Annotated in this window: 21 protein-coding genes; 4 read left to right on the top strand and 17 right to left on the bottom strand. The window is 45.3% G+C overall.

What is annotated here, in order from left to right; genetic code table 11:
- The first annotated feature begins 158 nt into the window (after positions 1 to 158).
- The 3 genes from QNO02_RS06510 (at position 159) to ligD (ending at position 3220) form a co-directional block, all read left to right on the top strand.
- Entirely contained in the window at positions 159 to 1271 is a 1113-nt protein-coding gene (locus QNO02_RS06510) for a GerAB/ArcD/ProY family transporter (protein WP_289391492.1), read from the top strand.
- A 35-nt stretch (positions 1272 to 1306) separates the two neighbouring features.
- Positions 1307 to 2257, top strand: a complete 951-nt coding sequence (locus QNO02_RS06505) for an ATP-dependent DNA ligase (protein WP_249911535.1) — start codon at positions 1307 to 1309, stop codon at positions 2255 to 2257.
- Positions 2258 to 2329: 72 nt separating this feature from the next.
- The gene (gene ligD / locus QNO02_RS06500) at positions 2330 to 3220 is read left to right on the top strand and encodes a non-homologous end-joining DNA ligase (RefSeq protein WP_289391490.1); all 891 of its coding nucleotides are present in this window, start codon (positions 2330 to 2332) and stop codon (positions 3218 to 3220) included.
- 55 nt (positions 3221 to 3275) lie between these two features.
- Here the strand turns inward: ligD and QNO02_RS06495 are convergent, their stop codons facing one another.
- Both QNO02_RS06495 and cls read right to left on the bottom strand, forming a co-directional pair.
- Positions 3276 to 4187 carry a YitT family protein gene (locus QNO02_RS06495; protein WP_036611290.1) on the bottom strand — a complete coding sequence of 304 codons (912 nt, stop codon included), beginning with the start codon at positions 4185 to 4187 and terminating at the stop codon, positions 3276 to 3278.
- 348 nt (positions 4188 to 4535) lie between these two features.
- A complete protein-coding gene (gene cls / locus QNO02_RS06490) occupies positions 4536 to 5975 on the bottom strand; it encodes a cardiolipin synthase (RefSeq protein WP_133386728.1) in 1440 nt (479 codons plus the stop codon).
- Positions 5976 to 6351: 376 nt separating this feature from the next.
- On the opposite strand from cls, the gene QNO02_RS06485 reads away from it, so the two are divergent.
- Positions 6352 to 7710 (top strand): hemolysin family protein, encoded by a 1359-nt coding sequence (locus tag QNO02_RS06485; RefSeq protein WP_091033797.1) that lies wholly within the window; start codon positions 6352 to 6354, stop codon positions 7708 to 7710.
- A 120-nt stretch (positions 7711 to 7830) separates the two neighbouring features.
- Here QNO02_RS06485 and QNO02_RS06480 read toward each other — a convergent pair whose 3' ends face one another.
- The 15 genes from QNO02_RS06480 to QNO02_RS06410 all read right to left on the bottom strand — a co-directional run bounded on the left by QNO02_RS06480 (position 7831) and on the right by QNO02_RS06410 (position 24174).
- The gene (locus QNO02_RS06480; protein WP_289391489.1) at positions 7831 to 9420 is read right to left on the bottom strand and encodes an alpha/beta hydrolase family protein; all 1590 of its coding nucleotides are present in this window, start codon (positions 9418 to 9420) and stop codon (positions 7831 to 7833) included.
- Positions 9421 to 9472: 52 nt separating this feature from the next.
- The gene (locus tag QNO02_RS06475; RefSeq protein WP_289391488.1) at positions 9473 to 10573 is read right to left on the bottom strand and encodes a DUF1648 domain-containing protein; all 1101 of its coding nucleotides are present in this window, start codon (positions 10571 to 10573) and stop codon (positions 9473 to 9475) included.
- A 24-nt stretch (positions 10574 to 10597) separates the two neighbouring features.
- Positions 10598 to 10993, bottom strand: coding sequence for a GntR family transcriptional regulator (locus QNO02_RS06470; RefSeq protein WP_036611299.1), 396 nt, complete (start codon positions 10991 to 10993; stop codon positions 10598 to 10600).
- 221 nt (positions 10994 to 11214) lie between these two features.
- Positions 11215 to 12288: an AI-2E family transporter gene (locus QNO02_RS06465; RefSeq protein ID WP_249911539.1), complete on the bottom strand. Its 1074-nt coding sequence runs from the start codon at positions 12286 to 12288 to the stop codon at positions 11215 to 11217.
- 174 nt (positions 12289 to 12462) lie between these two features.
- Positions 12463 to 13242, bottom strand: a complete 780-nt coding sequence (locus QNO02_RS06460) for an ABC transporter permease (RefSeq protein ID WP_289391487.1) — start codon at positions 13240 to 13242, stop codon at positions 12463 to 12465.
- On the bottom strand, positions 13235 to 14143 hold the full coding sequence (locus QNO02_RS06455; RefSeq protein ID WP_047841976.1) for an ABC transporter ATP-binding protein: 909 nt from the start codon (positions 14141 to 14143) through the stop codon (positions 13235 to 13237). The genes QNO02_RS06460 and QNO02_RS06455 overlap by 8 nt, the downstream gene beginning before the upstream one ends.
- 32 nt (positions 14144 to 14175) lie before the next feature.
- On the bottom strand, positions 14176 to 14427 hold the full coding sequence (locus QNO02_RS06450) for a hypothetical protein (RefSeq protein ID WP_143023589.1): 252 nt from the start codon (positions 14425 to 14427) through the stop codon (positions 14176 to 14178).
- 296 nt (positions 14428 to 14723) lie between these two features.
- Positions 14724 to 15245 (bottom strand): hypothetical protein, encoded by a 522-nt coding sequence (locus QNO02_RS06445; RefSeq protein WP_133386723.1) that lies wholly within the window; start codon positions 15243 to 15245, stop codon positions 14724 to 14726.
- A gap of 84 nt (positions 15246 to 15329) precedes the next feature.
- The gene (locus tag QNO02_RS06440) at positions 15330 to 15914 is read right to left on the bottom strand and encodes a VanZ family protein (protein WP_289391485.1); all 585 of its coding nucleotides are present in this window, start codon (positions 15912 to 15914) and stop codon (positions 15330 to 15332) included.
- 10 nt (positions 15915 to 15924) lie between these two features.
- A complete protein-coding gene (locus QNO02_RS06435; RefSeq protein ID WP_289391484.1) occupies positions 15925 to 18084 on the bottom strand; it encodes a WD40/YVTN/BNR-like repeat-containing protein in 2160 nt (719 codons plus the stop codon).
- 21 nt (positions 18085 to 18105) lie between these two features.
- Complete coding sequence (locus QNO02_RS06430; protein WP_133386720.1) at positions 18106 to 19026, bottom strand: LCP family glycopolymer transferase; 921 nt, start codon at positions 19024 to 19026, stop codon at positions 18106 to 18108.
- Between the two features lie 13 nt (positions 19027 to 19039).
- The gene (locus tag QNO02_RS06425) at positions 19040 to 20371 is read right to left on the bottom strand and encodes a UDP-glucose dehydrogenase family protein (RefSeq protein WP_289391482.1); all 1332 of its coding nucleotides are present in this window, start codon (positions 20369 to 20371) and stop codon (positions 19040 to 19042) included.
- A 32-nt stretch (positions 20372 to 20403) separates the two neighbouring features.
- Positions 20404 to 21786 (bottom strand): sugar phosphate nucleotidyltransferase, encoded by a 1383-nt coding sequence (locus QNO02_RS06420; protein ID WP_249911543.1) that lies wholly within the window; start codon positions 21784 to 21786, stop codon positions 20404 to 20406.
- Positions 21783 to 22811: a polysaccharide pyruvyl transferase family protein gene (locus QNO02_RS06415; protein WP_091033831.1), complete on the bottom strand. Its 1029-nt coding sequence runs from the start codon at positions 22809 to 22811 to the stop codon at positions 21783 to 21785. Before QNO02_RS06415 ends, QNO02_RS06420 begins: the two co-directional genes overlap by 4 nt.
- Positions 22798 to 24174 (bottom strand): lipopolysaccharide biosynthesis protein, encoded by a 1377-nt coding sequence (locus tag QNO02_RS06410; RefSeq protein ID WP_091033833.1) that lies wholly within the window; start codon positions 24172 to 24174, stop codon positions 22798 to 22800. The genes QNO02_RS06415 and QNO02_RS06410 overlap by 14 nt, the downstream gene beginning before the upstream one ends.
- Positions 24175 to 24181: the final 7 nt, after the last annotated feature.

Below are 24181 nucleotides of genomic sequence, written 5' to 3'. Positions count from 1 at the left end.
TATGTTTGCTTAACCTCATTTTATTAAGCCCGGGTAACTGATTTCTCTACATCTCAGAGAGATCGGCTGCACGGGCTTTTTGAGTTGGCTTTTATAAAACTGGCACAATTGGTGCATTCTAACCAATACATAGACAAGATATGTTAAGGAGATACCTCATGATCGAAAAGGGACGTTTGACTGTTAGACAGCTCGCTTCACTCATGTTCCTGTGCACAATTGGAGAGCAGATTCTGGTCTTCCCTTCCATGATCACATCCTACGCTCATCAGGATGCCTGGTTATCAGCCTTGTTGGGAGTCGCAGGGGGCCTTGGCATACTCTTCATTATGCTTGTTGCCTACAAACTGCATCCCCGGTTAAATCTGATTCAAAATGCCCTTCGAACACTGGGACCCTGGATCGGGACCTTGTTTGGCTCTTTTTATCTCTTTTATTTCCTGATCAGTACCTCAACGTTCATTAGGGAGATTGGCGATTTTATGTCTACCCAGATCTTGCCGGAATCTCCATTACTGATTCTGCATATGGTTTTTATGTGTGCGCTTGTCTGGGGGCTTCTATCGGGTCTGGAGAGCATTGGTAAAACTGCTGAGGTCTTTCTTCCGCTGATCGTGTTGTTTCTGCTTATTCTGACGGTATGTCTAATCCCTCATGTACATTTGGCCAACATCCAACCTGTGCTTGCACAAGGATTTCTTGATCCATTCAAAGGTTTTGTTGCTGTACTCACATATCCCTACTGTGAACTATGCATCTTCATGATGCTTTTTCCCTACACAAAAAAAGAGCCCCATCTGGAGAAGGACATCCTGTTAGCAGGGATGATTGGCGGATTGTTACTCACACTGACGCTCAGTATGTGTCTGCTCGTTATGGGACCATGGATGACCCAGCATCACTGGTTCGCTTCATTCATCCTTTCACAGAAGATCAATATCGGAAACTTTATGCAACGCATCGAAGCCTTCATAGCATCGGTCTGGATTATCGCTGTTTTCTTCAAAGCCGCTCTGTTCTTCTATGGTTTTGTCCTGGGCGTCGCTCACCTGTTTCGCTTGTCCAGTCACCGTTCTCTGATCCTGCCGGGTGCCATGCTTATTCTCGCCATGTCTATTCTAATCTCTCCGAACGAGAACTTTTATCTCAAGGTTGTTATTCCCTATTGGATTGATTGGGATCTGACCTGTGGCATAGCACTTCCGTTACTTCTAATTCTGGTGCATCATATGAAGTCCCGCTTCAAAAAATATAGTAAAATTCCGAATTAACCTGCGCTAATTGGTGTACGAGAGAGGAGTTCCCCATGTTCAAACCGTTGATTCCGTTCGAACCTATCTCCAGAGATACTTTGCCCACAGGTCCGCAATGGATTGCCCAGGTCAAGTGGGATGGAGTCCGCATGCTTGCCTATGAGGACGGGCATGAGCTGCGCCTGGTGAATCGCAGATTACATGATCGAACTGCACAGTATCCCGAGCTGGTAACACCACGCAATTTATGTTCAGGCTCCTCTTATATCTTGGATGGAGAAGTTATTGCGCTGGACCCAGACACCGGAAAACCTTCGTTTTATCACGTTCTGCGGCGGGATCGGATGAGCAGACCCGAAGGTATCGCCCAAGCCATACATCAGATTCCAGTCACATATATGGTATTTGATATCCTGTTTTATGAGGGGAAATGGGTGACGGATCAGCCTTTGGCAGATCGACAGCGCCTGTTGCACGAGGTCCTTAACACCGCTCCCCATGTTCAGGAGGTCACCAATACACTTGATGCCGCTTCCCTACTTACGGTCATGAGACAACATCAGATGGAAGGCATCGTCTGCAAGGATCTCACCAGCAGTTATGGCATACAGGGCAAGGACCAGCGCTGGCAGAAGGTCAAAATCATGCATGATGTATATGCCATGATCGGGGGAGTCACGTACCGGAGCGGTATTGTAAATGCCGTCGCGGTTGGTGTATATGATGGGCCTGATTTTGTCTATATTGGTCATGTTGGGACTGGCAAATTGAACTCCAATACGTGGCGGGAACTCACACATCAAGTCGAGCCTCTGATCAGGCAGGACAGACCGTTCCATAATGTACCCGAGCGCAGTGCAGAGACCACCTGGGTGGAACCGCGAATAGGAGTCAAAGTGCAATATATGGAGCTGACTCACCATAACACTCTACGCCATCCCAGTATTCAAACCTTCGCGGATGTAACCCGCGAAGATTGCCTGGCGAACCAGCTTCTTCCATGATGAAGAGTTCGCTGCACCTCGTGTTTCGGCCCATGTTTCAATAATTCATTAAGCGTATAGGAGGTGTTCCATATGGCCCCCAAGATCCAGGGAACCATCATAATAGAAGGCACTGAGCTGACGGTAACGAACCCGGACAAGCTCTTATGGCCGGAAGCAGGTGTTACCAAAGCCATCTATCTGCAAAAGCTGGCCGCTCTGGCTCCTTATCTGCTCACGTATACGAGCAATCGACTTCTCACCACGATAAGATATCCCCACGGCGCCGGAGGAACATTTTTCTATCAAAAGAATGCTCCTGAGCCTGTACCAGATTATGTACACACTGAAGTTCACGACGGCATCCGCTATGTGGTCATGAATGGACTTCCCGAATTGTTATGGCTTGGCAATCTGGCTGCACTTGAATTTCATCCTTCTCTGCATACTGTGGGAAGCCATCTGCCCAGTGAATGGATGATTGATCTGGACCCCTCTCAGGAACATGAGCCGCGGATCATGCAAGCTGCACTCATCGTTGGCGAAACCCTGACTTCCCTTGGTCTGAGGTCCATTCCCAAAACTTCGGGCGCAACAGGAGTTCAGATCATCGTTCCCATTGTGCAAGGGGTAACCTTTGATGAATTGAGAGAGGTTGGTTATTTTGTGGGCAAATATGTCACTCAGAAGTACCCGGATCTATTCACACTGGAACGACTTAAAAAGGATCGTGGAGACCGCATTTATTTTGACTATCTCCAACATTATGGAGGTAAAACCCTTGCCGCTCCCTATACACCACGTGCCAAGGCAGGGGCCACTGTCTCCACTCCACTTACTTGGGATGAGGTTAGAAGTAACGTCTCCATCCAGGATTACCATCTGATGAACATTATTGAACGCTTGAACCAAACCGGTGATTTAATCGCAGCTGTTGAACCCCAACCCGTTGAACACATTCTCAAACATTTGAAGAAAAAATAGCCGACTCCCTCATCATAAGGGTGTCGGCTATTATCATTCATGCGTATATCAATCGCTAATGGATACCTTTTTTCTTGAAACGTCCGCCCTTCACGTCATGAATATTACCGATAGCCACAAAGGCTTGCGGGTCCCAATCTTCAACGATAGTCTTCAGCTTCGCTTCTTCCAAACGGGTGATCACCACAAAAATGATCTTTTTCTCGTCCCCGCTGAATCCGCCCTCTCCATCCAGGAAAGTTACACCACGACCAAGACGGTCTGTCAGGGCTGAACCGATATCACGATATTTCTCACTAATGATCCATACCGATTTGGACTGGTCAAGCCCTTCATTCACAATATCAATCATCTTCATCGCAATATAATATGCAATCATGGAATACAGGGCATTCGGCCAGCCGAATACAAATCCTGCACCTGCGAAAATAAACACGTTAATGAACAACACGATCTGTCCTACAGACAAAGGTGACTTCTCACTAAGCAAAATGGCTACAATCTCCGTACCATCCAGTGAACCGCCAGACCGAATGACAAGTCCAACTCCCACACCCAGGATCAATCCGCCAAATACAGCTCCGAGCAAAGGCTCCCCTGGTGTTAATGCAGGAACGTGGTGCAATAATGATGTCCCGATGGACATGACCACAATCCCCAGCAGCGTGGATAATGCAAATGTTTTACCAATCTGCTTGTAACCCAGAATCAGGAAAGGCAAGTTGAGCAAGGTCAGGAATACTCCGAGTGGCAAATTTGTAAGTTCTGACACCATAATTGAAATCCCCGTAATCCCACCATCAATAACACCATTCGGTACGAGAAACACTTCAAGCGATACAGCCATTAGTGCAGCACCGATCAGAATCATCACAATACGTTGCAGCAACTTTAATGTAAACACCGAGCTTTTGACCCCGCGGTCAGCTTGCTTGGCTGTTAGTTCTTTCACCGTTACATTGGACATGGTATCCCCCCCGTTAAATCAGTGTGTGAATCCATTTTATAAATCATTTAAATACTCAGGGTGAATCTACATATGGAGAACAGCAAACTGCGTTCTATATGTACCCTGGCTATACAGCGCAAGCATCTAAAAGCGATATAAAATGGATTCAAAATGTTATTCATCCCGGTTTGCACTTTCAAAAGAGAGCAAAAGGGAGCCTGTTTTCCCGCAGACTCCCCTCCTTCGCCAAGACATGATTTATATATCTATTATATCATAAAAGATCAAATTTGCGCAAAATACTTAGCAAAAAGAAGATAAATTCACAAAAAGTGAACTTATCTTCAGAAATCTGCCCTAAATCGGCTAAAGAAGCGGAGAAAGCATCCGAGAAAGCATTTCTGCGCCTTTTTGCCGTCGTGAACGCTTCTGAAATACCTCCCCATCGATCTGACTGCATTCCCCGAGATCACGTTCAAAGTCAGTGATCAAACGACGAATCGGAGAGGACTCGAACAGGACAGCCGTTAACTCAAAATTGCAAAAAAAACTGCGCATATCCATATTGGCCGTGCCTACCGTTGCAAGCAACTCATCCACAATCATCACTTTGGCATGTACAAAACCTTTGCGATATTGGAAGAACTCAACACCTGCTCGCAGAAGTTCCTCTACATATGAAAGGGATGCCAAATGAACAAGCTTTGAATCAGATTGATACGGAATGATAATTTTCACATCAACTCCACTGACAGCAGCTGTTTTGAGTGCCTCATACAGGGCAGGATCAGGAATAAAATAAGGTGTGGTAATGTAAATCCGGTCACAGGCTACTGAAATGGCCCCAAAACACATTTCCTGAATGGCATCCCAGTCCTGATCCGGCCCACTAGCCAGAATCTGAATTCGTTCTTCCCCGCTACAGATATGGGGTGGAAACAATTCCGCAAGCTGGGGTTCGGTAATTCGCTCACCGGAAGCCAATTTCCAGTCGTTAAGAAACGTACTTTGCAGGAAATATACCGCATCTCCCTCAATCTGCACATGTGTATCCCGCCAGAAACCCACCTCTGGGTATTGCCCTAGGTAATCATCGCCTACATTAATGCCACCCACGAAACCAACCTGTCCATCCACAACAACAATTTTACGGTGATTCCGGTAGTTGACTCTTCGGTCAATCGTTGCAATCAGTGGCGGTAGAAAATAATGAAACTCCACACCTGCATCCTGCAGTTTGCGGATAAAACTCCAGCTCATCTTGTGACTGCCTAGACCGTCACAAATAAACCGAACCTTCACGCCCTCCTGTGCCTTGCGAATCATGACATCCTGAAACTTCGTACTGATCACATCATCACGAAAAATGTAAAATTCCACATGCAGATGGTGCTTTGCTTTTTCCATTTCCCTCAGCATTGCCGCAAATGCCTCTTCACCATTTGTGAGCACCGTACTGTGGTTACAACCTGTAATCGGGCTCTCTGACAAATGGGATAACAGGTTAAACAATCGATGCTGGTGGCTGAAACGATCTCCAGGCATCTGTTTGACATCTCCAATGATGTGTGCTTGTTCCCAGATCGTTTCCTTCATTTCACGGAAGATGCGCGATCCACCCTTGCGGAGTTTTTTTCGTTTGTTATAATCCTGCGCCACGAAATAGTACACTACAAAACCGATCAAAGGAACGCAGAACAAAATAAACAGCCAAGCCACAGCTTTAGCCGGATTACGAAATTCCAACAAAAGAATTGTGGCTGCCTGGAAAATAAATACGAGTAATATAATGACCAGCCAGAACATTCGGCTTCCTCCTCAAGTGGCAAGCTTTATGACCTTGCCCTTCTCTCACCTACACAGCTTTGACGATTCTGTATACAGCTAATCATAGATACCCAATGTACCCCCTATTCGTAACGTTTGCTTAGATAAAACTTTACATAAGCAGACGGAATACTTCATTCTGGAAATTCAAATTTCTACTTTGTTCATTGTATATTCTGACTGTGTTACCTTCTACATATCAGTTTAATGATGGAACAGATTCGCATTGTGACGCCAATCTGCTCATTCCACCTTCCAGACTCTTCCTCATTTCTTTGTCTGGAGGTGGTCTTCTTACGTAAAATTAGATATAATAATCGTTAAAAACTTATTACTTAAAGGAGAACAGTAGTGAATGGACAGTGAGAGGTATGCGTTAAATTTAGTATTGGTTGCGATTTTGATAGGACTTTCGGCGTTTTTTGTCGCAGTGGAATTCGCTCTGGTACGGGTTAGACCGAGCCGGATCGACCAAATGATTGCAGAAGGAAACAAGCGTGCGCTGGCTGTTAAACAAGCCGTTGCCAATCTGGATGGCTATTTGTCCGCCTGCCAGCTTGGAATCACGATTACATCTCTGGGACTGGGCTGGCTGGGTGAACCAACGGTAGAGAAAATTCTCCACCCTGTGTTCGAAAGCATGCAAATTCCTGAGGCGGTTTCTTCATTCTTATCGTTTGTAATCGCGTTTGCTTCCATCACGTATCTGCATGTTGTGGTTGGTGAACTCGCTCCAAAAACGATTGCAATCCGGAAAGCCGAGACTGTTGCACTGCTGACGTCTACACCTATCATCTGGTTTAACCGAATTATGTATCCTTTTATCTGGCTGTTAAACGGCTCAGCGAACCAACTGGTGAAACTGTTCGGAATCAAACCTGCTTCTGAACATGAAGATGCACACTCCGAAGAAGAGTTGCAGATCATCATTAATGAAAGCTTTGAAAGTGGTAAAATCAACCAAGCTGAATTCGGTTATGTAAGCCGGATCTTTGCTTTTGATGAGATGTTAGCCAAAGAAATTATGGTACCCCGGACCGATATGGTCTGCCTTTATGTGAATAGAACAAACGAGGAAAACCTGGAGATCATTCGTGAAGAACAATATACACGTTTTCCAGTAGTGAATGAGAGTAAAGACGATATCATCGGTATCATTAATACGAAACAATTCTTCCTGGAACTTTACGGAAACGATGAACCTGTTGATCTATCCTCCCTGATTCAGCCTGTATCGGCTGTTCACGAAACAACTCCTGTGAAGGACTTGCTCAAGAAAATGCAGAAGGATGGCGTCCATATCGCCGTACTTGTCGACGAATATGGAGGAACTTCCGGAATTGTAACCATTGAGGATGTGCTTGAGCAGATTGTTGGTGAGATCCGCGACGAGTTCGACGCAGACGAAGTGGAAGATATTCAAGTCATCAATGAGAACTATGTCATTATGGACGGTAAGGTTTCCTTATCAAAGGTGAACGACATGTTTATGTCCAGCCTGGATGCAGATGAGTGGGACACCATTGGTGGATGGCTCTACAGCCATCGTCCCGAGATGAACGAACAGGAAGAATATGAGTTCGAGAATCTAATCTTTGTTTTGCTGGAAAAAGACAAGAATCGGTTCTACAAAGTGGCCGTTGTTCCCAAGGAACCACTGACCATGTCTGATTATACCGATGAAGACGAGAAAGAGTCCAATTGGTCTAAATAAAGCAAATTTATAAATAAAAAGAGGAACACTTGCCTATATTGGTAAGTGTTCCTCTTTTTATATCTCGCCCCATGTGTCACTTCCCATTGTTATCACTCAACCAAGATTGGAACTCCCGTTTTAGTTTGATTTTAATACCCACTTCGCAATATCATCGATAATGGCTTTGGAGACATTAGATGGCTCAGCGTACTCTTGACCGATTGAAAGTCCATCATAGCTGGATAAAAGATGATTTACCTTTGGATAGCTATTGTACGTTACATTGGAATGACCTTGCAGAGACGATTTCCAGGTTTGGAATTGATTCATAGACACTTGCACATCGTTTTCGCCTTGTATAACAAGCATAGGTGTATTTTGTGATTTAGCCAGTTCCGCAGGTACATAATCTCTCTGCTCAAACCACCAATAAGCAGGTTGAAGTGGAAACGCCTCAGGAAGATGATCTACAGAATATTTTGGATCTTTGACCATTGCAGCCACATTTTTATAAAAATCAGCTTGCCCTTGAATGACATCTCTGTCTAAACCAAGCTGCTTCATCCGCTCTACCAATTCGTCCTGCTGCTCGGTAAGCACATCCACAAAGCTACTACTTGGTGCAGCAAGTAAAATACTTCCTGCAATATCATGTTGTTTATCCTCAGCAATGATTAACGGCATTGCAAACCCGCCTTGACTATGTCCAGCTACAAAAATCGCTGTAGAATCGATATGTGCATTCTTTTTAAGCAATTCCACTGCATCGTTTACCTGATCTACGCTCTCTTGTTTTAATGTGAATTTAGGCTGAGAAGCGACCTTATAGGTATGCTCATACGTAACCTTATCGTATCTTAATACAGCAACTCCTTGTGAAGCTAAACCTACTGCAAGATCGCGAAACGGCTTTGCACCACCAATGGCAGCATCTTGATTGTTAGGCCCAGATCCGTGTACCAGTATGACAACCGGGAAAGGTCCCTCTCCCTTGGGCAAAGTTAATGTCCCTGGCAAAGCTAAATCACCCTGACCAACCGTAATGTTTTGTTCTGTATAGGCAGATGGGTCGTCGTAGCTTGGTTTTTGATACACATCTGGAGTAGCGGCGGCAATATGCAAATCATCCACAAGTCCGTTTTGATTCATTCTGACCGTAATGTTTAAACGAGTCAGCTCTGTTTTGAACGTATAGGTAACATTGCGATGCACTGTATTATTTTCTACATGCTTAGCTATGGCTTCACTTTTAATTTTGCCATTTTGTCCTTCTAAAGCTCCCCACAGCTGACTCAACAACGTGGGTGACAACACTCCACTCACAGAGGTATGAACATACTTGGCAGCCTCCTCGCCATCGCCCTCACTTATAAGTGAAATGAATATGTCCTCAGGTGCTGCCTTCAGCGTCTCGGTAAGAAATGTCCCATCCATATAGGTAACTCCTTTCGTTAACTGAACAGGATTGTCTAAGGATATGGCTTGCCCATTCACCATCGCCTGTTTCTCTCCTACCTTAACTATAATCGTAAGCTCACTTTTTCGTATTGTGATTTGTCCTGTTTTTTGTTGCCAAGATACCTCTGCCCCATTCTTTTCTGCAATCTCACGAACAGGAACAAGATTTTCACTACCAGCGGATTTTTCAGCAGCTTCTGAGATGGATGTCACCGGAAGAATGAGACCTACGAAAGTAAGAGAAAGTAATAGCTTTTTCCAATTGTTCATTGTAATAACTCCTCCTAATCAGTTTTTATGTTATGCATAGATCTATGAGCATTTATTGGCTCAGAACTCTGCTTATAACAACAATAGCAATGATGAATACCAACAGGACCCAAGATAGTGGACGAGCGAAGTTAATCGTCCAGCCTATTCCATAACGTTTTTCTACGGTAAAAGAAGGATCATTGGCATTGAAGTAAATAAAACCAAGCTTCCAATGTTCATCGTCATTCACAGGCTGCTCCTTGGATCGTTCACGATCCTCTTGATGGTTCCGAATTTTCCCACCGCCTTGTCTGCCTGTGAGAGATAGCCCTACCGCGCCTAACAAGATCAGCACAGGGGTAATGAAGATAATACCTTTTAACAAGACGAGATTCGGGACGAACATATTCATCTGAATGAAGGCAAATAAAATGGTAAGAAGCAACCCCGTTATGATCGTAAATAGGGACCATTTACTGCGGAATTGAATATTTTCAGCAGCAAATTGGGCCGGATTAGACGCGGTAAGCTGTTGTTTGCTTGTTTTGATACTCCAGTTCACCAACATCATAAGTGCAATGATGCCTAGCTGCACAAGATTAATAGCCAGTACCGAGAGGTAGGTTTTAGGCGCACTGGAAATGACATTGCCCTGAAGATCATATTTCATTGGAATGACGTTAGGGAGTGCCTTATAATTCAGGATTGAAATGATTCCAATGGCTACAATAATAGCAATGTGAATGAGAAACCAATAGTTGGAATAGGTGAGTTTATTTTGACGGAAGGTGGTATCGATTTTAACCCGTTGAGGTGCGTCTACAGTTGTAAGTGTTCCTTTTATCTTTTTCATCTTGAAATGAAATAAGATGTGTAGTGCTGCCCAGTATACAATAAACAGCACTGTGCAAACACCGGTGATCATTGCCGTAGACTTTTCATTAGCAGATGGGAGTAAATACAGACAGACAAGTATAATCATCCCGTTTCCGATCAGACTTACGGTAGCAAACGTACTCCGCAGCTTACGCAAGATGGGTGTGTAGTAATTATATTCACTTACCGTAACCCCAAAGCTGATTGTTTCCCTTGTCACATATGGTGCAAAAGATAGAAATAGAGCTAATGGAGCAAAGATTAAAATGATAGGTAATATACTAAATAGTTGCATACATAACACACTCCCTCGATTCCTTTATTCTTTGTTGTGACCCATCTTCACATCATCATACATTTGGTCTAACACCGCAGATAGTTCCTCTTTGGTCATTCCGCGACAGATCGCTTCGGCAATAATCGGTCTTAATTCTCTTTGCTGCTTTTTCAAAAAATCATCCGTTAAACCAGGCATTCCATCAGGGTTCACTACGACTCCCTTTTGCCTATGAACCAGAATGTATCCATCTTGCTTGAGTAGTGTATAAGCCTTGTTGACAGTGTGAAGGTTAACACCAATATCTGCGGCTAAATTCCGAACCGAAGGTAACGCCTCACCTAGCTGTAACTCACCACTAGCAATGCCTTCAATAATTTGATAAACAAGTTGCGAATAGATGGGAAGTTCGGATTGCATATCCAGTTGAATAATCAAGGGTTCACCTTCTTTTTGTTATCTGTTATATATCAAGTATAACAGCTATAACATGAGTGAGCAATAAAAATGAAAATAAAAATAAAGCCGCATATCCATCGCGAGGGCAAACTTACCTGACCCTTCACCATGGATATGCGGCTTATCCTATGAGCTTATCGATGTGATTCAAGAATAAACATTAGTAGTGGCACATGACAGAGTTATATTTCAGATTCCATTTAAAGTTCAGTCTTATCTTCGACAATCCGATAATGGATTTTGCGAACTATAATTTTCAGAATCATATACAGCGGAATCACGATGATCATACCCAAGATATTTCCCAGGTCAGCACCCACGAGCAAAAGGATAACGGTAGTCAGTGGATGAATATCCAGCTGTTTGCCATAGACGTAAGGTGAGATCAGATTATCCTGAATTTGCTGTGCGATTACAATGATGACCAATGACCAGATCGCCATCGAAGGTGATTCGATAAACGCAACAATGACAACCGGAATAGCTGCCAGCAAAGCACCCACATAAGGGATGAAGTTTAGAATAATGGATACAACAGTCAGCAGCAAAGCGTAAGGCAAACCTAAGATTAGAAAACCGATGTACATCAGAATCCCTAGGGCTACATTAACAATAACCCGCCCAACAATATAGTTACTTAGTGCTTCATCGATCTCATGGACGGTTTCTTCCCCATCCTTCCGATAATGTCTTGGCAACAATAAGGTTAGATTCGTACCAAACTTGCTGCCTTCCTTGAGCATGTAATACAACATGATCGGGAACGTTGCCAGAATAATAACCAGATTGGATACCACGGAGAATAACCCGGAGACATAATTGGTTGCCTGAGTGATCCCTTGGCTCAGAACATCGGATAATCGTGAGAATAGATTGGAATCATCAGGCAGGTATCTGGATACAAAATTGCTCTTTTCAAGTGCATTCAACTGATCGCTGAGTGAAGTAACCAACGCTGGAGCATTCTCCACAAAATTCATTAATTGTTCACGCAGGGAAGGCCATACAAGCACACTAAAACCTGCAAGTATTAATGCAATTACGACATAAATAATCAGAACTGACAATGCACGTTTGATCTTATGCCTTTCCATATAATCGACAAGCGGGCGCAGCAGATAATAGAAGAAACCGGCAATCAGCAGCGGGATGATGATGATGTGAATCAGTGAGGTCAGGGGGCTGAAAATAAAGTTCACTTTATCCCCCAAATACACGATGAGCAGCAGCAGAATAATCGCTGTGCATATGCGGTAGAACTTGTTATTTATCAAGAAACGTGATCCCTCCATGCGCTGCTCTGCCAAAGTGACTGCGGCGTTCATATGTATATCTAATCATTTACTTATGATACTAAGTACCCTTAAATGACAGTCATGCCACAGCCGATGCTGAATATACACTTTTTCTTTCCAAAACAAACATTGGAGCAAAAAAAGAAGCAGGCGTTAGCCTGCCACATCTCTTTTGCTGAATACAACCCAGGAAATCACCATGAAAATAACGTAATACACCGCCAGGACTGCAATGGAGAAACCAAGTGTCATTCCTGCACTCGGACCACCCATTAGCGCAAAATCCGCCCCGGATGTCATATATTTGCTAAGATCCATGTTGTTGAACAGAACATACTTGGCCCATTCATAACGGACCGGATTGAATATGAGTGAGAAGATACTCTGTGAGAACATAATGAACAGGGATAATCCAATCGCAAGTGCACCTGAACGAAATACGGAGGACACCATAAAGGCAATCGCAAGTGTAATGAACAGATCAACATACAAATATCCCCATAACGTCAGAGCATTACCACTTCCCGAAGGACCATCATGCGAGAACAGTAGATAGGACATACCTGTTGCCATTACAATGACAACCAGAGTACTCAAAATACTGAAGATGATCACGGTGAGGTATTTGGAAGCTAGAATTTTGCTTCGAGACCATGGACGAATAAGCAGCAGTTTGATTGTTCCCCAAGTAAATTCTCCAGCTACCGCTTCCGCTGCAATCACAACACAGAAGATCGTATTCAGAAAGAATACAATTTGCACAGTTGTTACAGCCGCTTCCCAGAATGGAACACCAGCCGACCCCATTCCTTCTCGCAGTAACACTGGCATTAATAGCGAGATCAGCGCCAGAATCGCTAACATGATCCAGGTACGGGGACGACGGAATATTTTCATATTTTCATTCAATATCAGATTACCAAAACTACCCAATGCCTCCACCCCCAGTGACTTGCAAGAATTGTTCTTCCAGGGTGTGAGTCACGTTACGAATACCGTATACCTGAAACCCTTCGCTAACCAGCTTGGCATTGATATCCGGAATCTGCTCACGAGACACCCGCATCACCAGGACATTGCCCTGTACGACAGCACCCTGAATCAGATCCGCAGCGCGGTCAGCATCATTCAGCTCAAAAGCAACTTCGATTAATGCATCCGAACCGGCTTCAGCCCGAAGGTTTCTTACATCAATCAACTTGCCATTCTGGATGATGGCCACCGTATCACACATCAGCTCCATCTCCGACAATAAATGACTGGATACAAAGACCGTAATACCTTCCTCTTGGGTGAGCTGACGCAAATAATCTCTCAGTTCCCGTATACCCTGTGGGTCCAAACCATTGGTCGGCTCATCCAGTACAAGCAGCTTCGGTTTATGTAATATCGCTTGCGCGACACCCAGACGCTGGCGCATGCCCAGTGAATAGGTTTTGACCTTATCGTGAATACGGGCCGTAAGCCCCACACGTTCAATCGTTTCCGCAATACGTTCTTTCGTGACTCCCGGCGACATGCGGGCAAAGTGAACGAGATTCTGGTACCCGGTCAGAAACTTGTACATTTCCGGATTTTCTACAATAGCTCCTACCTGGGCTACCGCCTTCTCAAATTCATTCTTCACACTGTGTCCCGAGATGAAAATGTCACCTTTACTGATGGACATCAGTCCAACCATCATCCGAATCGTTGTTGTTTTCCCCGCGCCATTAGGTCCTAAAAAACCAAAAACCTGCCCCGGAGAAATATCCAGAGTCAGGTCGCTGACCAATGATCGGGAGGATATGATTTTGCTGACGCCCTGAATCCGGACGACCGGCTCCTGCTGCATTCAATCCCCTCCTTCATGGACGAGCACATACCTCATGCCCGTTTCTCATATGCACATAGTGTATCATAATCTTTAGTATATTGTCCCGCAAACTGGGATTTCCCCTGACGTTTCGCTTCAACTACACACGCTTCACAGCATCCAAGCGGCATTTCACTCCGGTAGAATCCGGTGCGAAATACGTGATTGCCTCCATTGCCCTCTTCCTTCATTTCGACAGAGCTTCTAGCGACCGACACAATCATCCCACAACTGACACAGTAAAAGCGGCCCGTTTCGATCAATGATATTCCTTCCCCTCACAAGGAGCTTAGAAGTCCTTGTTATTTGTCGTTAGACGCTGAAAATTGATACATTTTGTATCTATCTCGTAATTTACTTGACACCGGGACTAATGTCAAGGCTTTACAGCCATAAAAACAAGCAAAACACAAAAAAAGCTCCAAAAATGCGACAAAAGTCTCGCATTTTTGGAGCCTGATGTTAGGTAAATGATACAATTCGGTTCAATGTATGGGTTAATATCATCATATCGGAGTTCCAGTCTCTTTCACAACGATGCCCACGATGTGATGCCTGATCAATCACTATTCTCGACCTGCGAGGTATCCTCATTTTTCTGATTTGGATAATACCAGAGTAAGGTCCACTCATCGCCATCTTCTACCAGATAACAGGTCTGCACAATATCGAATTGGCCAAAGGTACCTGAGTACTTCTGGGTGACCCGAATTCTGTAGGCTTCAGAAAATGGTTTAACCCCATCGATCACGGTTACATCGAACTCACGCTCCGGCTTTTCCATCTCCAACTCAAACGTTTCCACGCCAAAGTGCTGCATAAATATATGTGCTCTGTTCTGTACGTAAGCACTCTTGGGAAACCGCTCTTTCATCAGGGGATGAAAGAGTTCCCATGAACTGCCGAAGTCACCCGTCTGCTCATATTTGTAAAACTCTTCGGCAACAGCAGCAGCTTCATCCGATGTATCTGCCTGAAACAAATACGGAATGGTTCTGGCAATCAACCACAGCAATAATACAATGATCGCGATGAAGCCGATCTTTTTGAGCAAAGCATTCCGGTTCCTTCTTCGCAGCATGTCCAGTCCTCCTTGTCCTACTCCATACTTATGATGGATGGCAGACAAGTAGAAGTTGAACGATACATCTAATTTCCTGGGAAATCACTCACTGTGAATGGAAGTACGCTTTCCCTTTCTAATCCTTCGGATAATGGACTGAAGTGCTGCATATATGGCAATCCCACAGCAGCCGCCGAGCAAGTCTACTCCCACATCACGTATCGAGCTTGTCCGGTCCGGGCTGAACTGCTGAATATACTCATCAATGGAGGCTATAACAAACACCACAGCCAGAGCAGAAACGATACTGGTCATAAGGGATGTTCTTCTGTACCGCAGCCCGCCGTACACAAGCATGGCGAGCACAGCGTATACAAATAAGTGTGCACTCTTGCGAAAGACGAACTCTGCAAAATCATACGGCCTCTGCTTCAGCGAATACTCATACTCCCCATAAGTGAATTGCACATCAGGAAGTGTAAAACCGATGTGCAATTTTTGAGACCATTTATGAAGCCACGGCTGAATGTCTTGCTGTTGAGAGGATTGCGTGGACATGGACCAGATGACCAGAATCCAGATCACAATCAACAGCAGAGCAATGAGAAATCCGTACGTTCTTCGTACATGCTTTTGTCTCGTGCGCCCGGAGCCCTCCTCCATCATTTTAATCTTCACCACTTTCATATCTCACTCGTTATTCTATTGATCCAACATACATGCCTCTGCCATTTGTACCTACATATACCTGACCATAGATTTGACGGTCTGCTGCCATAATTTGCGGTTCATTGCCCAGCCCGATTCCAGTACCTAAAGGACCTATATTGTTCCAGGTTGCCCCCATATCATCGGAACGGAAGAATCCATTCACGTTATTTACGGTGCCATATACATAGACAGCTGGAACTAAATTACCTGGCTTCGCTTTACCAAAGGCAAATAATTTGGAATTCTGCACACCCTGGATCTTGGAAAATGTATTTCCCGAGTTCGTTGATGCATATAATCCATCGGTTCCCAGACTCACCCATACATTATTCGCCACGCCAGGTGCAGCCTCGACTTTAATGAAGCTTGTATTGATATCCGTATTAATAGGAAGGCGAACCGCATTCGCTTTGGACCAGTTGGCTCCTGCATCCGTAGACCGATACAGATAACCAGCAGCATACATATAAAATTTATATCCATTGATGCGATCCGCAGCCAGTGGATGATTATAGGCAAAGACCATATTCCCCCCAATTGCCTGAAATGGGGCACCATTCATATTTTGCCATGTTGCGCCACGATTCGTGCTTCTGACCGGATTACCGGTCTGGGGGTAATAAACAATTACATTGGGATTAATGGCTGAATAGGCCACCCGCCCCAGTGTAGAGCCTGCCGGAACGTTTACCGGGGTTACTGTAACTCCGTTATTGGAAGAGACAAATAAGCGTGTGGTCGTACCATACCAGTCACTGCTTCCCAGAAATATCATGTAATTCGGATTTGCCTCATGATAGTCAATACTCACAATTTCTCGCATACCTGAGAGCGGTATTTTATTAAGAGGAACATCGGTTACATTTTCATGTCTAAATCCGACTTGATCCGTTAAACCACTAAAGAATGAAACACCCTGAGGTGGTGTGGATGCCGTGAGTGCGACGACTTCTTCATGACCATCGGTAATAGCTTCCCAAGTACTCGCAGTACTGCCAGTCAATCCATTGGTACCATTGATATTTTCCGTCTTGTACACGCCAAACCAGTCTGTAGCATATACGGTGCCCGGGTTATGCGGATCAAACTTGATACTGGATGTCGCTGAGAAAAACATGTTGGGTGTCCACCATGACGGTTTGGATACCAACGTTTTGCTCACTGTTGTCCAACTCTGTCCGCCATTAACGGAACGATACAGTGGCAGATTATCTCCGCCTGTTCGAACGGCTGCCAGGATGTGATTATCATTATTGGGATCAATCGTGATTCCATAATAAGATGAGTAACTGGAGCTGGGTGTTATATTCGTCCACTGCACACCATTGAACTTGTAAACGCCTTGATTATCCGTTGTCACATACAACGTCCCGTTCTTCGCCACAGTCATACGTGCAGGATATTCGGGACTTCTCCCGGTAAGTTGCCAAGTGGTCTGCCCATTGCTTCTTGGTGCTTTGCTATACACACCAATGCCGCGAACCCCCGCATACACAACTTGACCTTGCTTCGTCACGGGATTCAATCCATAAGCTACACTTCGAATTCCCTCACCGGACAGCCCACTAGGTACATCCCATACCTTACTCCACGTGGCTGCACCATCACTGGAAGTGTACAATCCATCATATCGTGTACCCACGTGCAGGTAATTGGAGTTCGTGGGATTAACCGCGATGCTCTCTCCCATGGCTCGATGGATATTTCCATTCGATTCATTCCGAAGATTAAGTCCGGTTCGAGTCCAGGTTTCTCCCCGATCTGTGGATTTCAGAATATCACTCGGCCCCACGTTACCGTACTTCCCAGCAGCGATATACACGACATTGGGGTTTTGCTGATCCAGCGCAATTCCATCCACGCCGTACAGATTGCTGTCCTCATCTCCAAAATGATCCAGTAGTGGAACCCAATCTCCTGAGGTTACATCCAGGCGGTAAGCTCCTCCAACGTCAGTTCGAGCGTAAACCAGATCAGGCTCAGTCGGATGAATGACCACCCCCGTAACGTACCCCCCACCACCAATAGGTATATTCTTCCATTGATAGTTTTGAGCTGATTGAACATAATTTGTACTTGCCGGTATCATGAGCATATACATTAGGAGCACAATCAGGGACAATTTCATTAGCCTGGAGATACGCATCTGGTTCACCGCCCTATCCGATCATTTTGAATGTTCTTCAATCATCTGATGTATCCTGTCTCGTTCCGACTGTTCCACGATATAATAATACACTCCGTCTATTTTTTTGCCCGTGCCTTTAATCTCAACGGATTCAATATGATCCAGTACCGAACGATAATTGGAGAACATCTGCTTCATCTCATCAAAGGTAACGTCGGTTCTGACGTGAGCACTGACTTCGTCCAGCAACGTCTCCAGTTGCAACACGTTGGATACCTGGACCGTATTCTTCAGCACTTGTTTGATGATCTCCCGCTGACGGTCATTCCGCCCGAGATCTCCCTTCGGATCATCATAACGCATCCGCGAAAATCCCAAAGCAGCTTCACCATCCAGATGAATATTCCCTTGCTCGAACCGGTAACCCTCATAGTCAAATGCAAACGGGTTATTCACATTTACTCCACCCACCATGTCGATGACTTGTGCAAAGCCCTCCATATTCACTTTCATGTAGTAATGTATGGGAACGTCAAGCAATTGTTCCACCGTTTGCACAGACATGTTAACGCCCCCAAAAGCATAGGCATGGTTGATCTTATCCTCCGTGCCGTGACCAACAATATTCGTTCTGGTATCTCGGGGGATGTTAAACATAAGTGCGGATTTTTTTGCAGGATTAACACTTAATACAATCATGGTGTCGGAGCGCCCCCGATCATTGGAACGTTCATCCACACCCAGAATCAAAGCATTAAAAGGTTCTTCATTCTCCATGTCCACAGGGAAATCTCCCCCACCCCGCTGGTCAACAATAGATACCTGCTTGATGGGTTCCCGGGGTTCATACATTTGATCCGCCGCTGATTTAACATGCGAATACAGATACACAGAATATCCAATCATGACAACTGCAACAAGGGAAATGGCACCTAATGTTATTTTAATCCCGCGTCTCATGTTATGGCCTCCGTCAGATGACTGCCGTTTTTCTTCCATCAATATTGGTTAGACCTGGACGACCAACGGAGTAGTATTGGAAGGACGTATCTTTAATCTGATCTTCTCCGTAGATGTTTCTTCCATCAATCAGGATGGGTTGATTCATATGCGCTGCCAAATCAGTCAGATTAACCTCCATGAACTCTTTCCATTCCGTCAGAACACAGAGTGCATCAGCACCTTCCGCCGCTTTCATGGCAAGCTCTTCCCATGTAATGGATGGGGAATCCACCTCTTTGCGGAAGTTCTCGGTAGCAATGGGGTCATACGCCCGAATCACTGCCCCCTGCTCAAGCAAACGCTGAATGATCTCAATCGCCGGAGCATCACGAACGTCATCGGTATCCGGTTTGAAAGCGAGCCCCCAGATGGCAATCTCCTTCCCTTCGAGTGAGCCTAGTGCATCTTCCAGTTTACGAATGACGTTGAAGCGTTGATCTTTGTTTACTTCCACCACGGACTTCAGCAGTTTGAAGTCATAATCCACATTACCTGCAATTTGAATCAGAGCCTGTGTATCCTTAGGGAAACAGGAACCTCCGTAACCAATGCCTGCCTTGAGAAAGGAGGCACCGATTCGTCTGTCATAGCCCATGCCTTCGGCAACGCGGCTGACATCTGCTCCTACTTTTTCACAGATGTTAGAGATTTCGTTGATAAATGAGATCTTGGTTGCCAGGAAAGCGTTGGATGCATATTTAATCATTTCGGCCGAGCGAATATCCGTAACAATAATCTGATCGGTTAATGGCTGATGCAGCTCTTTCAACGTGGCGACTGCCCGCTCACTATGTGTCCCAATGACTATCCGGTCAGGATAGAGCGTATCCTGTACAGCGGTACCTTCTCGCAGGAACTCCGGTACCGATGCCATGTCGAATGGATGATTCGTCAAACTGCTGATCCATTCCTGAATACGATCGTTGGTTCCGACAGGAACAGTGCTTTTAGTCATTATTATTTTATAATTATCCATATAAGAACCTATTTCTCGCGCGACAAGCTCAATAAAACTCAGATTTGCTTCGCCATTAGGCAGGGATGGCGTACCCACCGCGATAATGATGATATCCGAACGACTGATAGCATCCTGAATGTTGGTGGTGAAGGACAGCCTTCCTGCTTTCATATTGGCATTCATGATATCCTTCAGACCCGGTTCATAGATCGGAACATGACCGTCCGTTAACATATTCACTTTTTCCACATTGTTGTCGACACAGATCACGTTATTTCCCAGTTCCGAAAAACATACGCCCGATACCAAACCCACATACCCTGTGCCAATCACCGTAATATTCATTCCATAATCTCCCCCATGTTCTAATGTGTTGGTTACGCGTGCTTCACATATGTCTGAACAATGTCCTGCCATTCGGTAGACACTCTAACGATATCTTCCTCAATCAGCTGGCTGCCGATCTGTACTTCAATGATCTCCAGTTCCGTAACGGCTCTGACGGAATGAAGCATACTCCGGTCAATGATCACCGTATCTCCTTGCCCGATCATTCGGCTCTGCCCATCCAGAATCAATTCCCCTGTTCCCGATACAACCGTCCATACCTCATTGCGAAGCAAATGGTATTGATAACTCAGGTTTTTCCCGGCACTGATGCAGATTCGTTTGGTGAGAACCTCGCCGCCAGCTTCGTTTCTTGTGTAATCCAGAACCCGGTAGCAACCCCACCTACGCTCCTCATACATGGGGCGTTGATCTTCGTTCTTCAAGATTTCCTTGATCCGTGGGCTGGCTTCTTTGTCACTGACCAAAATGCCATCCGGACTCACGGCGACCACCACATCCGACAACCCCAATATGGCAACCGGAATGTTCAATTCATTGACCAGGTGGGTATTCAGGGAATCTCCCGTAATCCACCCTTTTCCTACAACCGAGCTTCCCATCTCTTCCGTGAGTGTGTTCCACGTGCCTAGATCTTTCCAGAAGCCGTTATACGGAATAGCGATAATCTGATTTGCCTTCTCGACAACCTGGTAATCAAAACTGATCTTGTTCAATCTTCCGTATTGCTTCAGCATTTCGTCATACTGGATCGGCAGTTCCATCTCAATGAGCAGATTAATCAAATAACCAAGCTTAAAAGCAAAAACCCCGCAATTCCATAATGCGGCCTGCTCCATCATAAGGACCGCATCGGATTCGCAGGGTTTCTCCTGGAACTTCGCTACATTCACGTATTCATTGTTATTTTCACTGGAAGAAAGGGATTGCGGAATGATGTATCCGTACTTCTCTGACGGATAGGTCGGCACAACTCCCATTAAGGCCAGATCGGCACCTGACTTATCGAGCATCTCCGGCAAGGTTGCCAGCACTTCGAAGAATTCTTTTTCAACAAAGGGATCTACAGGCAACACTGCAATTGTCTCATTCAAACTCACACTCTCTACGGAATACAGATAGGAAGCTGCGAGTGCAATGGCTGGAAACGTATCTCTGCGCTCAGGCTCCACGACCAGTCTGACATCGTCTCCCAACTGAGAAGTCAGAATCTCGACCTGTGGCAAACTGGTTGCGATAAGCGCCTTTGATGCAAGTCCGGCATGATTCAGCTGTCGCCATACCCGCTGTACCATGGATTCCGGATTCCCCCCAGGCCCATGGAGTACTTTAAGAAATTGCTTGGATCTGGAATCGTTGGATAACGGCCAGAGACGCTTGCCAGAACCGCCGGATAACAGAATACTTCTCATAGCGCTGCACCATCCGACAGCACAACCGTACTCGCTCCCTTGCTGGTCTCGGTTGGCTTGTTATATGTGCTGGTCTGATTGGATTCCAGTCTGCCTGCCGGATTGCTCTTGGTCCAAGCTGCATAATAATTCGAGTTCTTGCCGTATGAATTATCCAGCAGGATGTTCGGTTGATCCAGGAGACAGGCCAGAATATGTCCATGCAGACGGGATGTCGTGATGGTCTGGTATTGATTGAATTCCTTAATGGCCGTATGTACCATCCGATCAGAGTATTTGTACCACAACCAGCGGGCAAAAGAGCTGCCTTTCCCTGACTTTAACCGGGACGTAATCATGCGAATGATCTTCCGGTCTACCCGGTTGTACAATGTCTCCCAGTCTTTAAACGTGGCCTTGGGTCCACTGACGGATTCGTAATGCACCTGATTCTGAGTTTTCTCAATGTCTTTACGGAAGAAATACAACATCTCTGCACTAGGCTTGCTCTTGGACTTAAGAGGCCACAACTGATGCGCCATATCCGGAGAAAGGTACACATTGGTTTGTTGAAATTCTTTACTGGCTATCTCATAAGATAAGGTGTCCCGGACAAAAAAGTGCACATCCTTATGACGATTGAATACTTGGGCTGTCTTTTTCAATTCAATATCACTCTTGTAAAACATCGTCTGTGGCAGAATGACAATCCGGTGATTCGGATGTTGTGCAATCATTCGTTCTCTCAATTTCTGATGGGCAGGGTACAGATCACCAAAGTTACCTCCCCCGTGCAACACGATCGTTATACCTTCCGGAACCTTGAGGGACAAAGGGCAATCCAGAATGCTGTATCTGGCACGTACTTGAATATCATTGTCCCGGAAGAAAGCCTCAGTACCTTTCATAATCAACAAGTCGCCACCATTGCTATGCACCGGGTAATCCAAATAATAGATTTCGGTACGCGGTGGAATGACCTTCAAAATCTGACGTAAATGTCCCTTCAACTCTTCCATTGGATGAATATTGTTAGTGCCCAGCATCTCCATCTCCTCCTTGGGTGACTCTTCTTCTTTTTTTGTTTAACCGTTCATAGAGAAACGGTATATCTTCCTTGTCATAGAACATGGCGGCAAACTTCACCTTAAATACAATCTTCATCGCGGCCACAGTAACCACCATTCGCACAATGGACCCGATCAATAAGGCAATCGCAATTCCGTTGAGTCCCCACAGCGGGGTGAATACAAAGAACAAAGCCACCGTCACCGAGAGTGCAATGAGCTGTCTGATCATCACAAGTCCAGGCCGACCAAGTGCATTAAACGCGGATGCCAGAATCCAGGAGCCACCACCAATAATGCATTCCACAGCCAAAATATAAAATGCTACGCTCGCCTCCAAAAATTCGGAGCCAAACAGAAGACCCATCAGGTAGTTCCCCACAAACATGGTGGGTATTACAATGATCATCATGACCATGAGCGAGATGCGGAAGGCTCTGCCAACTGTTCGAATAATCTGCTCTTGGGGCAATCCGGTCACTTTTGGGAAAACAACATTGCTAATCGCCGTCTGAACTGCGTTATAGATTCGGGATAACGCAAATACGACGGAATACAGTCCAAAGTCACGCGGGGTGAGCAAAGCCAAAATAATGATTTTATCAAACTGGGTATACAACGTTCCTAACAATTCAACACCATACACCTTGCTGCCATAACCAAAAAGCTTTTTCGCCGAACTCTGGTCCACCCGATCCTTGAACCATCTCAGTCTCAATTCATTACGGTTGGCATAGATAGCCCACGCCACCACGGAGAAGCTGGTTACAAAATAGATTGCAGCCGCGAGTTGAATGCTCAGCATGCCCAGGCCCCATAACACAAAAAGCCCGCCTACATTAAACAGGGGGATCATTAACCGGATACCATTATATACAGCGAATTTCTCCCGACTCTGCGAGAGGGCTGATATGAGATTGATGACAATAAGTACAGGAACAGTAGCAATCGTATACCATCTGGATATCTGCACGACCTCCGGCGGAAAGCTGGAGAGCCAGAAAGGTAATCCAAACCAGGCCACAATACCAATGATGATGCACACCGGAACTTGAAAAAGAAAGCTTAACCGAACATACTGTGCACTCTTCTCGGTTGCGCTCTGTTTGATGTTATAAATGATAGAAGTTGGTAGTCCGAATCCGACCAATCCGGTTAAGAGCGCAGGCCAGAATAGGATGGCCGAGAATGCGCCCTTTCCCTCTACCCCGAACATGCGTGACGTCAAAATGGAAGACAACATCGTCAGTGTCATGACCAGCAGATTGGTTCCACTTGTCTGAAATATGGCACTCATTAAGCCGTTTCCTCTGAATACTTTGCGAAGTGCAACTTGCGCCATAGCGATC

Origin of the sequence: Paenibacillus sp. PK1-4R, assembly GCF_030369595.1 — a bacterium.
Taxonomy (GTDB): Bacteria; Bacillota; Bacilli; order Paenibacillales; family Paenibacillaceae; genus Paenibacillus.
This window is presented reverse-complemented; position numbering and strand designations above follow the sequence as displayed.

What these genes read in the sequence shown, in the direction of transcription:
- QNO02_RS06410 (WP_091033833.1), bottom strand. Translation starts at nt 24,174, where the DNA reads ATGGCGCAAGTTGCACTTCGCAAAGTATTCAGAGGAAACGGCTTAATG.
- QNO02_RS06440 (WP_289391485.1), bottom strand. Translation starts at nt 15,914, where the DNA reads ATGAAAGTGGTGAAGATTAAAATGATGGAGGAGGGCTCCGGGCGCACG.
- QNO02_RS06425 (WP_289391482.1), bottom strand. Translation starts at nt 20,371, where the DNA reads ATGAATATTACGGTGATTGGCACAGGGTATGTGGGTTTGGTATCGGGC.
- QNO02_RS06435 (WP_289391484.1), bottom strand. Translation starts at nt 18,084, where the DNA reads ATGCGTATCTCCAGGCTAATGAAATTGTCCCTGATTGTGCTCCTAATG.
- QNO02_RS06510 (WP_289391492.1), top strand. Translation starts at nt 159, where the DNA reads ATGATCGAAAAGGGACGTTTGACTGTTAGACAGCTCGCTTCACTCATG.
- QNO02_RS06415 (WP_091033831.1), bottom strand. Translation starts at nt 22,811, where the DNA reads ATGCTGGGCACTAACAATATTCATCCAATGGAAGAGTTGAAGGGACAT.
- QNO02_RS06485 (WP_091033797.1), top strand. Translation starts at nt 6,352, where the DNA reads ATGGACAGTGAGAGGTATGCGTTAAATTTAGTATTGGTTGCGATTTTG.
- QNO02_RS06475 (WP_289391488.1), bottom strand. Translation starts at nt 10,573, where the DNA reads ATGCAACTATTTAGTATATTACCTATCATTTTAATCTTTGCTCCATTA.
- QNO02_RS06455 (WP_047841976.1), bottom strand. Translation starts at nt 14,143, where the DNA reads ATGCAGCAGGAGCCGGTCGTCCGGATTCAGGGCGTCAGCAAAATCATA.
- cls (WP_133386728.1), bottom strand. Translation starts at nt 5,975, where the DNA reads ATGTTCTGGCTGGTCATTATATTACTCGTATTTATTTTCCAGGCAGCC.
- QNO02_RS06505 (WP_249911535.1), top strand. Translation starts at nt 1,307, where the DNA reads ATGTTCAAACCGTTGATTCCGTTCGAACCTATCTCCAGAGATACTTTG.
- QNO02_RS06430 (WP_133386720.1), bottom strand. Translation starts at nt 19,026, where the DNA reads ATGAGACGCGGGATTAAAATAACATTAGGTGCCATTTCCCTTGTTGCA.
- QNO02_RS06480 (WP_289391489.1), bottom strand. Translation starts at nt 9,420, where the DNA reads ATGAACAATTGGAAAAAGCTATTACTTTCTCTTACTTTCGTAGGTCTC.
- QNO02_RS06420 (WP_249911543.1), bottom strand. Translation starts at nt 21,786, where the DNA reads ATGAGAAGTATTCTGTTATCCGGCGGTTCTGGCAAGCGTCTCTGGCCG.
- QNO02_RS06495 (WP_036611290.1), bottom strand. Translation starts at nt 4,187, where the DNA reads ATGTCCAATGTAACGGTGAAAGAACTAACAGCCAAGCAAGCTGACCGC.
- QNO02_RS06445 (WP_133386723.1), bottom strand. Translation starts at nt 15,245, where the DNA reads ATGCTGCGAAGAAGGAACCGGAATGCTTTGCTCAAAAAGATCGGCTTC.
- ligD (WP_289391490.1), top strand. Translation starts at nt 2,330, where the DNA reads ATGGCCCCCAAGATCCAGGGAACCATCATAATAGAAGGCACTGAGCTG.